Raw genomic sequence first — 13,379 nt, forward strand, 5'->3', positions numbered from 1 at the left:
TATATGTATTATAAATGATGTTAAATCAAGCGAAGTTTCGTATGTTTGCAGCGGTTTTTTTTGAGCTGTAATGTATACAATGTTGGTTTTTAACAAGTTGTTCGTTGGTTTTTAATTAATAAACGACTTTTAAAAGGTAAAATTGTATTTTTTTATTTATTATTCTACTTTTGACGATTATTACTTGAGAGTCAAAAAGTAAATAGCTCAATTTTTATAGTAATTTTATCACATAAAATAGAAATACCTACGGCATGAGTAAGGGAAAGTTAAGTGAAAGAACTTCTAAGTTCCTGCAGAGTGAACTAGAACCAATCAAGGCTAATGGTCTATATGCATATTTTAGACCGATCCAATCGAAACAAGATACGGAAGTAATAATCGATGGGAAGCGTGTGTTGATGTTCGGGTCGAACTCTTATCTGGGTTTAACAACCGATGTTAGGATCATAGAAGCTGCTCAGGATGCGTTGGCTAAATATGGTACAGGTTGTGCTGGTTCTCGTTTTTTAAATGGAACCCTTGATATCCACGTGGAACTGGAAGAGAAGTTGGCGGATTATGTAGGTAAAGAGGCCGCTATACTTTTTAGTACAGGCTTCCAGTCTAATTTAGGCCCCTTATCTTGTCTTACAGGACGTAATGATTATATCCTTCTAGATGAGCGTAACCACGCTTCAATTATTGATGGTAGTAGATTGTCTTTCTCGAAAGTAATCAAATATGCCCACAATGATATGGAAGATTTGCGTGCTAAAATTGCACGTTTGCCTGAAGAAAGCTTAAAGCTTATTGCTACGGATGGTATCTTTAGTATGGAAGGGGATATCGTTAATCTACCTGATATGGTAAAAATTGCTAATGAGTACGATGCGGCTATTTTATGTGATGATGCACACTCTTTAGGGGTAATCGGAGATAAAGGAGCAGGTACGGCAAGCCACTTTGGATTAACAGAAGATGTTGACCTTATTATGGGGACTTTTAGTAAATCTTTGGCTTCATTAGGCGGGTTTGTTGCGGCAGATGCGCAAACAATCGAATACCTAAAACACCGTGCTCGCTCATTGATGTTCAGTGCCAGTATGACACCTGCTTCTGTTGCTTCAACGTTGAAAGCGTTGGAAATTATCCAAACAGAACCTGAACACATTGAAAAATTGTGGGCGAATACGAACTATGCAAAGAAACTGTTGCTTGAAAATGGCTTTGACCTAGGTGAAACAGAAAGTCCTATTCTTCCGATTTTTGTTCGTAATAACGATAAAACGTATTATGTGACGAAAATGCTCCAAGATAATGGCGTTTTCGTAAACCCTGTCGTTGCACCTGCTGTTCCTGCTGAGGAATCGTTGATTCGTTTCTCACTGATGGCAACGCATACATTTGATCAGATTGATGAAGCAATTGATAAAATGGCGAAGGTGTTCAAGACAGTAGAGGTTGAATCATTCATGAATTAATACAATGATTGAGATTGTTCCTGTCGAGAATAAAAAGCAACTTGCAACATTTATAGATCTTCCGCATACATTCTATGCGAAAGATCCAAATTATGTCCCTGAATTATTCTTAGGACAGCAGGATTTGCTTTCTCCAAAGAAGCATCCGTTCTATCAGCATTCCTCGGCGCAGCCTTTTTTGGCGTATAAAGATGGTGAAGTTGTGGGGCGTATTCTTGCCATATGGAACAATAATCATAATGATTTTAATAAGGTTCAAGAAGGCCAATTCGGCTTTTTTGAATCTATAAATAATCAAGAAGTTGCGGATGCTTTATTGCAGACTGCGACAGCGTGGGTGAAGGAAAAAGGAGGAACGAAAATCGTTGGACCAATTAACCTAACCACCAATGATGTGTGTGGATTGTTGATTGACGGTTTTGATAAGCCACCTATGGCGATGATGCCATACAATCCGCCTTACTATTCCGCGTTAATCAATGGCGCTAACTTCACGACAAAAACGGACCTTAGAGCTTATTGGGTTGCCACTAATACAGCAAGTCAACGCTCCGTTTTGTTACTTGAAAAGCTGGAAGCACGCTTGAAGAGGTCTGGAATTGTGCTCCGTGAAATTAATTTGAAAGACTTTGCCAATGAAGCAAAGAAAATCAAGGAAGTATATAACAAAGCATGGGATGAAAACCTTGGCTTTGTGCCGATGACTGACGCTGAATTTGACTTTACGGCAAAGGAGCTAAAGATGATCGTTAACCCTAAATTTTGTATTGTAGCGGAAAAGGACAATCAAATTGTGGGTTTTGCGCTCGGTATCCCTAATATTAATGAGGTTTTGATCAATGTCAAACGCGGACGCTTATTGCCATTCGGTATCTTTAAGCTACTCTTCGGATTGAAAAAAATTAAATCCCTTCGTGTATTGATGCTTGGGGTTTTAGATGATTACCGTAAACTCGGCATTGAGGCTTGTCTCTACGGCCGAATAATAAAAAATGCAACCCCAGAAGGTATAATTGGTGCGGAGTGTTCTTGGATGCTTGATAACAATTATATGATGAATCATGCGATAGAGCAGATAAACGGAGAACTATACAAACGTTATCGTCTCTTCGAAAAAGCGATATGAGCAAAAAAATATTAATTACTGGTGCCAGTGGTTTTGTCGGTTTTCATTTGATCGAAAAGGCGCATGAGGCTGGCTTCGAGGTACACGCTGCGGTGCGCAAGTCCAGTAATATTAAAGATATTGAACCTTACGTTCGTAAGTTCGTTTACCCCGATTTTAATTGTGTTGATAATCTCGTGCAGCTTTTGGAAGAAGAGCGGTATGATTATATTATCCATGCAGCAGCGATGACCAAAGCAAAATCCGAAGCAGAGATGTTCAACGTGAATGTTAGCTATACGGAGCATTTGCTAAAGGCGGCTTTTGATAAGGCAACGGTACCGCCAAAACAATTTGTCTTTGTAAGTAGTTTGGCTGCTGTCGGCCCAGTGAAATACGAGGATTCGGATATTACTGAAAACACCCCATATAACCCCGTTACGGTATACGGCAGAAGTAAGAAGGCGGCTGAAGGTATGATCCACGAGAAATTTCTTCATAAGCCTATTACTATTATTCGCCCAACAGCAGTCTATGGTCCACGTGAAAAAGATATATTTATTCTTTTTGAGACGATGAACAAAGGTTTGGATGCGTATATTGGCAAGAATCCACAAAAGCTATCTTTTGTATATGTGCTCGATTTAGTTGATGTTTTACTTCGAGCTTGCGAAAATAACAGTACGGAAGTTTCAACGTTTAACATTACAGATGGCAATGCGTATTCCCGTTACGCTATGGCAGATATTTTTTCCGAAACTCTAGGCAAGAAGCTGTGGCGTGTACACCTTTCGTATCCACTTGTGGAGAAGATTGCGATGCTTTCGGCGTGGTTTTATAAAAACTCTAAGAAGACTCCTGTGTTATACCCTGAAAGATTAAATGAATTGACGGCCCAGAATTGGGCATGCGATATTCAACTAGCCAAGGATATATTAGGGTTTATGCCAAAGTATGACCTCAAAACAGGTTTAAAGGCAAGTCTGCTGTGGTACAAAAAAAATAATTGGTTTTAATAGAAGAGAAGATGAGTCAAGAGATAAATAAGAAACTTTTCCAAGATAGGAAGCGTACAAACATTTTAAGTAATCCAGAGCAAAAATTTATATCCTATTTGGTACCACGTATTCCTTCTTCTATTACATCCGATGGCCTAACAGCAATTGGTTTCTTAGGGGCTGTCATCGTTTTAGGAAGTTTTCTGTTGGCAGAATATGTGGCTTTACCGTGGTTGCTTTTGGGTATTTTTGGTTTTTTTGTGCAGTGGTTTGGAGATTCCCTGGATGGCCGTATCGCGTTTTACAGAAATAAGTCTCGTAAATGGTATGGTTTTGCCCTCGATATCGTTATGGATTGGATTAGTACCATTCTGATTGGTTTAGGCTATGTTTTCTATGCGCCCGATGATTTTAAATATTCAGGTTTTTTCCTGGTTGCCATGTACGGGTGGGCTATGATCATCTCACAACTGCGATACAAGATTACAGATAAGTATACCATTGATGCCGGGCTACTCGGACCAACCGAAGTACGTGTGGTGATATGTGCTGTTCTTTTAGCAGAAGTTCTTTTTAAAGGTAGTATCAATTACCTTGTTATGGGTATATGTATTGCGTTGTTCTTTATCAATCTAAGCGATACAAAGAAGTTGTTGGTGTTGGGTGATGAACGTGATGCGGCGGAGAAGAAAGCAAAAGCGGAGGAGGCTGAATAGATTATGAGTGCCAAATTCCGTGAATTCCTACGAGCACAGTTGTCTGCTTTTCTAGGCGGATTATGCGATTTTGGTATATACACCTTATGTTATAAGGTGTTTTTGTTTTCTCCGGTTTTATCAAATGTAATCAGTGGTTCGCTTGGAGCCGTGGTGAATTTCACGATAAATCGATATTGGTCCTTTAATAACACGACAACACCTGTCGGAAGTCAGTTATGGAAGTTTGTCATTGTTGTTGTCGGTAGCATTACGCTCAAATCATCCGGTATATATGTATTTCATGACCTGCTGGGTTTACACCCATTGCTGTCAAAAGCTATCGTCGAAATTCTCGTTTCGCTAGGATTTAACTTCACACTTCAAAAGTATTGGGTATTTAAGTAGGGGGTGGATTGTAGTTGGTAGTAGATAGGGATTAGTTTGTGGTTGGTAATTTATAGAGGATAGATTGTAGTTGGTGGTTTATAGTTGATAGGGATTAATTTGTGATTGGTAGGGGGTAGATTATAGTCGGTGTTCGTCATCCCGACGCTAGGAGGGATCCACGGACTATATCGATAAGAATGATTTGTATCTATTAATCATACATAAAGACTAGACTTGTTGCTAATAATATTACCAATTCGCTGGCGCGAGCTTTTAGCTCGTGTCCAAATGAAAAGGCCGAGCTAAAAGTGCCTGCGGGAGGCAGGCTCGAACTAGCGAGGTGTGTCATTGCCATGAGGCAGTCTGCGATAAGCAGGTTTGTAACGCGCACATAACAAGTGGTCGTCATCCCGACGCTAGGAGGGATCTAAGTACTATATCAATAAGAACGATGTAGATCTATTAATCATACCTAAAGACTAGACTTGCTACGAATAAGATTGCCAATTTGCTGGCGCGAGCTTTTAGCTCGTGTCCAAATGAAAAGGCCGAGCTAAAAGTGCCTGCGGGAGGCAGGCTCGAACTAGCGAGGTGTGTCATTGCCATGAGGCAGTCTGCGATAAGCAGGTTTGTAACGCGCACATAACAAGTGGTCGTCATCCCGACGCTAGGAGGGATCTAAGTACTATATCAATAAGAACGATGTAGATCTATTAATCATACCTAAAGACTAGACTTGCTACGAATAAGATTGCCAATTTGCTGGCGCGAGCTTTTAGCTCGTGTCCCAATCAAAAGGCCGAGCTACAAGCGCCTGCGGTAGGCAGGCTCGAACGAGCGAGCTGTGTCATAGACATGAGGCAGTCTGCTATAGACAGGTTTTAACGCGCGCATAACAAGTGGTCGTCATCCCGACGCTAGGAGGGATCCACGGACTATATCAATAAGAACGATCTAGATCTATTAATCACACATAAAGACTAGGCTTGTTACGAATAAGATTGCTACACCTTCGTAATGATGTGGTAAAACTGATCGCCACTGCGCGGAGGCACTGCGCGGCAACCCTTATTATGATCCTTTTAATGTTTCTGCAGCCTTTTGTCCTTATTCTTTTCTGAATTCTCTCTTCCTTTAAAACTATTATCCATGAACGTCCCCTTATATTCCCATGCCCCTTTCTACAATCATAAACTACGATCTACAAGCCATACTCTACGAACTACTTTCTACCAACTACGATCTACCAACTACAAAAATATCCACCACGTTTACAGCGCGTTATGCTGTATCCCAAAAAAAGACCCAACAAAGTCTTGGAGGGAATAGGTAAAGTTTTCTACCTTTGCACCACTCCGCAAGGGAGGAACGATTGAAATGAAGGTCAAAAACGAGGTTGCTGAGCACATAGAGCGAGGTTTTACCTTATTTTTGGAATGCGGGAAGGTCAAAATAAAAATCATTTTTATTTTGGTAATCCAAAAAGCTTTTCTACCTTTGCAGTCCCAACCGATAGGAAGGGTATCCCAACCGAAACTTACCGACTCCGGTAAGCCGAAAACAAGGAACACAAACAAGATAGGTCAAGCCTGAAAAGGCAAGATATAGAAGCCAAAGCGCGACGCGGCGGCGAGAGCAGTTCTTTAAGAAAATGATATCATGTAGCGTAACGAGTAGTTGAATTTTTGTTCAGCGAAAGTTAACAAAAAACAAAATCAACCTTAGTCAATTCGGATTAGATATTAATACAAGACAATTCTAATTATTTTGATAAATAGTTAGGTGTCGAACAATTCATTTTTACAATGGAGAGTTTGATCCTGGCTCAGGATGAACGCTAGCGGCAGGCCTAATACATGCAAGTCGAACGGGATCCAGGGTGAAGCTTGCTTCATTCTGGTGAGAGTGGCGCACGGGTGCGTAACGCGTGAGCAACCTACCCATATCAGGGGGATAGCCCGGCGAAAGTCGGATTAACACCGCATAACAATGTTTGATCGCATGGTCGGACATTTAAATATTTATAGGATATGGATGGGCTCGCGTGACATTAGCTAGTTGGTAAGGTAACGGCTTACCAAGGCGACGATGTCTAGGGGCTCTGAGAGGAGAATCCCCCACACTGGTACTGAGACACGGACCAGACTCCTACGGGAGGCAGCAGTAAGGAATATTGGTCAATGGAGGGAACTCTGAACCAGCCATGCCGCGTGCAGGATGACTGCCCTATGGGTTGTAAACTGCTTTTGTCGAGGAATAAACCTACTTACGTGTAAGTAGCTGAATGTACTCGAAGAATAAGGATCGGCTAACTCCGTGCCAGCAGCCGCGGTAATACGGAGGATCCGAGCGTTATCCGGATTTATTGGGTTTAAAGGGTGCGTAGGCGGCCCATTAAGTCAGGAGTGAAAGACGGCAGCTCAACTGTCGCAGTGCTCTTGATACTGATGGGCTTGAATGTCGCTGAAGATGGCGGAATGAGACAAGTAGCGGTGAAATGCATAGATATGTCTCAGAACTCCGATTGCGAAGGCAGCTATCTAAACGATAATTGACGCTGATGCACGAAAGCGTGGGGATCAAACAGGATTAGATACCCTGGTAGTCCACGCCCTAAACGATGATAACTCGATGTTTGCGATATACAGTAAGCGTCCCAGCGAAAGCGTTAAGTTATCCACCTGGGGAGTACGCCCGCAAGGGTGAAACTCAAAGGAATTGACGGGGGCCCGCACAAGCGGAGGAGCATGTGGTTTAATTCGATGATACGCGAGGAACCTTACCCGGGCTTGAAAGTTAGTGACGGATGCAGAGACGCATCCTTCCTTCGGGACACGAAACTAGGTGCTGCATGGCTGTCGTCAGCTCGTGCCGTGAGGTGTTGGGTTAAGTCCCGCAACGAGCGCAACCCCTATGTTTAGTTGCCAGCATGTAATGGTGGGGACTCTAAACAGACTGCCTGCGCAAGCAGTGAGGAAGGCGGGGACGACGTCAAGTCATCATGGCCCTTACGTCCGGGGCTACACACGTGCTACAATGGATGGTACAGCGGGCAGCTACACAGCAATGTGATGCTAATCTCTAAAAGCCATTCACAGTTCGGATCGGGGTCTGCAACTCGACCCCGTGAAGTTGGATTCGCTAGTAATCGCGTATCAGCAATGACGCGGTGAATACGTTCCCGGGCCTTGTACACACCGCCCGTCAAGCCATGAAAGTTGGGGGTGCCTAAAGCATGTAACCGCAAGGAGCGTGTTAGGGCAAAACCGATAATTGGGGCTAAGTCGTAACAAGGTAGCCGTACCGGAAGGTGCGGCTGGAATACCTCCTTTCTAGAGTATCCGGAATGATGCTCGTTACGCCACACATGATTCATAGGAAAGAAACACATTAAGAAGAAAGTGCCCATCCCTAAGGGGTTTCGGTCACCGAGAGAAAGATGAGAAGTAATAGCTAGTCCCGTAGCTCAGTTGGTTAGAGCACTACACTGATAATGTAGGGGTCAGCAGTTCAAATCTGCTCGGGACTACCATCACACGGGGAATTAGCTCAGCTGGCTAGAGCACCTGCCTTGCACGCAGGGGGTCAACGGTTCGAATCCGTTATTCTCCACTATCTTTGGACGCTGTTTGTACATATATAGTATATAGGTACAGATGGACTGTTCGAAAAGAAAAGTTCTTTGACATATTGGAAGAAAGAAGACACAAGAGAAAACAACAGTAGTGTCCGTTATTAACTAATCGTAGAGGTTAGCTAGGGCGGCACGAAAAGCAACTCATGCTTAGCAAAAGGAGCATGGGTGAAGAAAGTAAATAAGGGCACACGGGGGATGCCTAGGCTCTCAGAGGCGATGAAGGACGTGATAAGCTGCGATAAGCTTCGGGGATTGGCAAATGCGATTTGATCCGAAGATTTCCGAATGGGGCAACCTAACATACTGAAGGTATGTTGTATAATACGCGAACGCGCCGAACTGAAACATCTAAGTAAGCGTAGGAGAAGAAAATAATAATGATTTCCCAAGTAGTGGCGAGCGAACGGGAAAGAGCCCAAACCGGTATTGTTACGGCAATACCGGGGTTGTAGGACCACGATATTGTATTGTCGCTATGAACTGGAAGCAGGTGGGAAACTGCGCGATATGGGTGACAGCCCCGTACAGGTAAAGAATGACAGCATAGTGGTATCCTGAGTACCGCGGGACCGGAGAAATCCTGTGGGAATCCACCAGCACCATCTGGTAAGGCTAAATACTCCTGAGAGACCGATAGTGAACCAGTACCGTGAGGGAAAGGTGAAAAGAACCTCGAACAGAGGAGTGAAAAGAACCTGAAACCGTGTGCTTACAAGCGGTCGGAGCTGGCAGGTCCAGTGACGGCGTGCCTTTTGCATAATGAGCCTACGAGTTACTCTTTACTGGCAAGGTTAAGTGGTTCAGCCACGCAGCCGAAGCGAAAGCGAGTCTGAATAGGGCGCATAGTCAGTAGAGGTAGACGCGAAACCTTGTGATCTACCCTTGGGCAGGTTGAAGTTGCAGTAACATGTAATGGAGGACCGAACCGATAAACGTTGAAAAGTTTCCGGATGACCTGAGGGTAGGGGTGAAAGGCCAATCAAACTGGGAAATAGCTCGTACTCCCCGAAATGTTTTTAGGAACAGCGTGGATATAAAGTCTAGCAGAGGTAGAGCTACCGATTGGGTGCGGGGGAGTCAAATCCTACCAAATCCAGACGAACTCCGAATGCTGTTAGATATGATCTGCAGTGAGGCTTTGGGTGCTAAGGTCCAAGGCCGAGAGGGAAAGAACCCAGACCATCAGCTAAGGTCCCCAAATGTAGTCTAAGTTGAACTAACGAGGTCCGGTTGCCCAGACAGCTAGGATGTTGGCTTGGAAGCAGCCATTCATTTAAAGAGTGCGTAACAGCTCACTAGTCGAGCGGCCGGGCGTGGATAATAAACGGGCATCAAGATTACTACCGAAGCTATGGATTTGTAACATTGGTTACATCTGGTAGGGGAGCATTCTATGGTGGGTGAAGCAGCATGGTAATGTGCTGTGGACAGCATAGAAAAGCAAATGTAGGCATAAGTAACGATAAGGCGGGTGAGAAACCCGCCCACCGAAAGACTAAGGTTTCCTGATCAACGCTAATCGGATCAGGGTTAGTCGGGGCCTAAGGCGCATCCGAAAGGAGGTAGCCGATGGACAACTGGTTAATATTCCAGTACTTTTTATAACTGCGATGTGGTGACGGAGTAGTGACACTGCCGCGAACTGACGGAATAGTTCGTTGAAAGGCGTAGGTATAGGGACGGTAGGCAAATCCGCCGACCCTGCTGAAACCCAATAGTACAGCAAAGCTTCGGTGGCGCTGATAGAGCAGGTAAACAGACTTCCAAGAAAACCCGCTAAGCTTCAGGTTATAAAAACCCGTACCGTAAACCGACACAGGTAGTCGAGGAGAGAATCCTAAGGTGCTCGAGTGAATCATGGCTAAGGAACTCGGCAAAATGGCCCTGTAACTTCGGGAGAAGGGGCGCTTCCTCTAGAGATAGAGAAGCCGCAGTGAAAAGGCCCAGGCGACTGTTTAGCAAAAACATATGGCTTTGCGAAATCGAAAGATGAAGTATAAGGCCTGACACCTGCCCGGTGCTGGAAGGTTAAGAGGGGATGTCATCGCAAGAGAAGCATTGAATCGAAGCCCCAGTAAACGGCGGCCGTAACTATAACGGTCCTAAGGTAGCGAAATTCCTTGTCGGGTAAGTTCCGACCTGCACGAATGGTGTAACGATCTGGGCGCTGTCTCAGCCATGAGCTCGGTGAAATTGTGGTATCGGTGAAGACGCCGGTTACCCGCAACGGGACGGAAAGACCCCATGCACCTTCACTATAGCTTAACATTGGAATTGGGTACAGGATGTGTAGGATAGGCGGGAGATGTTGAAGCGGCTTCGCTAGGAGTCGTGGAATCAACCTTGAAATACCGCCCTTTCTGTATTCGGTTTCTAACTCGATCTTATCGAGGACATTGTTTGGTGGGTAGTTTGACTGGGGTGGTCGCCTCCAAAAAGGTAACGGAGGCTTTCAAAGGTAAGCTCAGTACGCTTGGTAACCGTACGTGGAGTGCAATGGCATAAGCTTGCTTGACTGTGAGACCAACAAGTCGACCAGGGTCGAAAGACGGACATAGTGATCCGGTGGTTCTGTATGGAAGGGCCATCGCTCAAAGGATAAAAGGTACGCTGGGGATAACAGGCTGATCTCCCCCAAGAGCTCATATCGACGGGGAGGTTTGGCACCTCGATGTCGGCTCGTCACATCCTGGGGCTGGAGAAGGTCCCAAGGGTTGGGCTGTTCGCCCATTAAAGTGGCACGCGAGCTGGGTTCAGAACGTCGCGAGACAGTTCGGTCCCTATCTGTTGTGGGCGTTGGAAGTTTGAGTGGATCTGACCTTAGTACGAGAGGACCGGGTTGGACAGACCGCTGGTGAACCTGTTATGCCGCCAGGTGTACGGCAGGGTAGCTACGTCTGGAATAGATAAGCGCTGAAAGCATCTAAGTGCGAAACTAGCCACGAGATGAGACTTCCTTATAGGGTCGTTGGAGATGACAACGTTGATAGGCTATAGGTGTAAAGGTTGAGAGACCAAAGCCGAGTAGTACTAATAGCCCGAAGCTTTCTACAGCGATAGAAACACTGTTGTTTTCTTACTTGTTTCCCTTCTTTCTTCCTGATATGTTATTTGGTTGTTTGTTTAAATTTTATAGCAAGCACATAAAGATATTCAGGTGCCTATATCGGCGGTGTCTACCTCTTCCCATTCCGAACAGAGAAGTCAAGCCCGCCAGAGCCGATGGTATTGCCGTAACAGGTGGGAGAGTAGGTCGGCGCCTAATTTTATACGAAAGCCCCTTCAGGAAACTGGAGGGGCTTTTTTGCTTGCTAGTGGGTAGATCGTAGATTGTAGAAAGTAGTTTGTGGAAGGTAGTTTGTAGGCTTTAGTTTGTGGAAGGTAGTTTGTAGTTTATAGTGAATCGTCTGTAAACAACCAACCATAAACTACGATCTAAGCGCCAACACCTACCAACTATCTCCAACTATAATCTAAAAACTATCAACAACGAACTACACTATCGTAATATTCTTGTGAAAAGTTGTTCGCTTAGATTAAAAGTCTTTTCTTGTACTTGTTTTCTAACTAAGCGTAAAGATTATGAAATTCCGTTTTTTATTTATGTTTTTGGTATTGTCGGGCTATGGTACCGTGTCTATGGCACAACGTGTTCCAGAGGCTGATAGTGCCGTAACCACCAAACATCAGGTTAGTAGTGGGGGACAACGTTTTGCTTACACAGCAAAGACGGGTACACAGCCGGTATGGGATGACAAAGGAAAGGTATTGGCCGCGGTAAATTATACCTACTATACACGTGATGATGTGCGTGATTTGGGGAAGCGACCCTTGGTTATATCGTTTAATGGTGGACCTGGATCCGCTTCGGTATGGATGCAGTTGGCCTATACAGGCCCTCGTTTATTAAATATTGATGATGAGGGATATCCTGTACAACCTTACGGTTTCAAAGAAAATCCTTACACGATATTAGATGTTGCAGATATTATATATGTAAATCCTGTGAACACTGGCTATTCCCGGATTTTGGATGACAAGGCCGATCGTACGCTCTTTTTTGGTACCAACGCTGATATCCGCTATCTTGCGGAGTGGCTAAATACTTTTGTAACGCGGCACAATCGTTGGACATCTCCAAAGTATCTTATTGGAGAAAGCTATGGTACGACACGGGTTTCCGGCTTAGCTTTAGAGCTTCAAAATGCACAATGGATGTATCTGAACGGTGTTATCCTTGTTTCGCCTACCGACCTCGGCATTAAGCGAGAGGGAGCCATCGAAAAAGCACTGCGGTTACCTTACTTTACCGCGGCAGCTTGGTATCATCAGCAACTTAGTCCACAATTACAAGGCAGAGATCTCGAGGATTTATTAACGGAAGTGGAAGCATTTACCCTAGATAAGGTACTCCCCGCCATTGCTAGAGGGTATAGTATTAATCCGGGAGAGAAAGCTGCAATTATTGAAAAAATGTCTGCTTACACTTCTTTATCAACCACAGTTATTGCGCAACATAACTTGGATATATCTACCTCTTTCTTTTGGAAAGAATTGATGCGTAGTGAAGGTTTCACCGTGGGTAGGTTAGATTCGCGATATCTGGGTTTAGACCTCAAAGATGGTGGAGAGCGCCCCGACTACAATGCGGAGCTTACGTCATGGTTACATTCCTTTACGCCCGCTATTAACTATTATATGATGAATGAACTGGGGTATAAGACCGACGTGAAATATAATATGTTTGGTTCGGTTCATCCATGGGATCGTAGTAACGACAATACCGGAGCTAGTTTACGACAAGCGATGGCCGCAAATCCTTACTTGCATGTGATGGTGCAAGCAGGCTATTATGATGGAGCAACAGATTATTTTAATGCGAAATATAATATGTGGCAAATGGATCCTTCGGGTAAGCTTGCCAATCGCATGTCATTTAAAGGCTATAGAAGTGGGCATATGATGTACCTTCGAAAGGATGATTTAATGCAAGCAACAAAAGATATACGTGACTTTATTCGGGCGTCCACGCCGAAAGAAGGACAACCTGCTAAATATTAAGTAAAAAGCTCCTAGCATATTCAGATGCTA

Annotated in this window: 6 protein-coding genes, 2 tRNA genes and 3 rRNA genes; all 11 read left to right on the forward strand. The window is 44.3% G+C overall.

Annotated elements, in window-relative coordinates:
* Positions 1-254 precede the first annotated feature (254 nt).
* The 11 genes from spt to E2P86_RS04550 all read left to right on the forward strand — a co-directional run bounded on the left by spt (position 255) and on the right by E2P86_RS04550 (position 13,349).
* Complete coding sequence (spt, locus tag E2P86_RS04500; RefSeq protein WP_085474449.1) at positions 255-1,463, forward strand: serine palmitoyltransferase; 1,209 nt, start codon at positions 255-257, stop codon at positions 1,461-1,463.
* A 4-nt stretch (positions 1,464-1,467) separates the two neighbouring features.
* On the forward strand, positions 1,468-2,589 hold the full coding sequence (locus tag E2P86_RS04505) for a GNAT family N-acetyltransferase (RefSeq protein ID WP_085474448.1): 1,122 nt from the start codon (positions 1,468-1,470) through the stop codon (positions 2,587-2,589).
* Positions 2,586-3,584, forward strand: coding sequence for an NAD-dependent epimerase/dehydratase family protein (locus E2P86_RS04510; protein WP_134431124.1), 999 nt, complete (start codon positions 2,586-2,588; stop codon positions 3,582-3,584). Before E2P86_RS04505 ends, E2P86_RS04510 begins: the two co-directional genes overlap by 4 nt.
* A gap of 11 nt (positions 3,585-3,595) precedes the next feature.
* The gene (locus E2P86_RS04515) at positions 3,596-4,282 is read left to right on the forward strand and encodes a CDP-alcohol phosphatidyltransferase family protein (protein ID WP_085474537.1); all 687 of its coding nucleotides are present in this window, start codon (positions 3,596-3,598) and stop codon (positions 4,280-4,282) included.
* 3 nt (positions 4,283-4,285) lie between these two features.
* Positions 4,286-4,669 (forward strand): GtrA family protein, encoded by a 384-nt coding sequence (locus E2P86_RS04520; protein ID WP_085474446.1) that lies wholly within the window; start codon positions 4,286-4,288, stop codon positions 4,667-4,669.
* A 1,784-nt stretch (positions 4,670-6,453) separates the two neighbouring features.
* A 16S ribosomal RNA gene (locus E2P86_RS04525) occupies positions 6,454-7,983 on the forward strand.
* A gap of 123 nt (positions 7,984-8,106) precedes the next feature.
* Positions 8,107-8,183, forward strand: a tRNA-Ile gene (locus E2P86_RS04530).
* 6 nt (positions 8,184-8,189) lie between these two features.
* Positions 8,190-8,263 (forward strand) — tRNA-Ala (locus tag E2P86_RS04535).
* Between the two features lie 193 nt (positions 8,264-8,456).
* Positions 8,457-11,341: ribosomal RNA gene (locus E2P86_RS04540) — 23S ribosomal RNA — on the forward strand.
* Between the two features lie 100 nt (positions 11,342-11,441).
* A 5S ribosomal RNA gene (gene rrf, locus E2P86_RS04545) occupies positions 11,442-11,553 on the forward strand.
* The 16S, 23S and 5S rRNA genes sit together here with 2 tRNA genes alongside, the layout of an rRNA operon.
* Positions 11,554-11,870: 317 nt before the next feature.
* Positions 11,871-13,349, forward strand: coding sequence for a S10 family peptidase (locus E2P86_RS04550; protein WP_085473718.1), 1,479 nt, complete (start codon positions 11,871-11,873; stop codon positions 13,347-13,349).
* Positions 13,350-13,379: the final 30 nt, after the last annotated feature.

The sequence above is a fragment of the Sphingobacterium psychroaquaticum genome (assembly GCF_004421025.1).
GTDB lineage: Bacteria > Bacteroidota > Bacteroidia > Sphingobacteriales > Sphingobacteriaceae > Sphingobacterium > Sphingobacterium psychroaquaticum.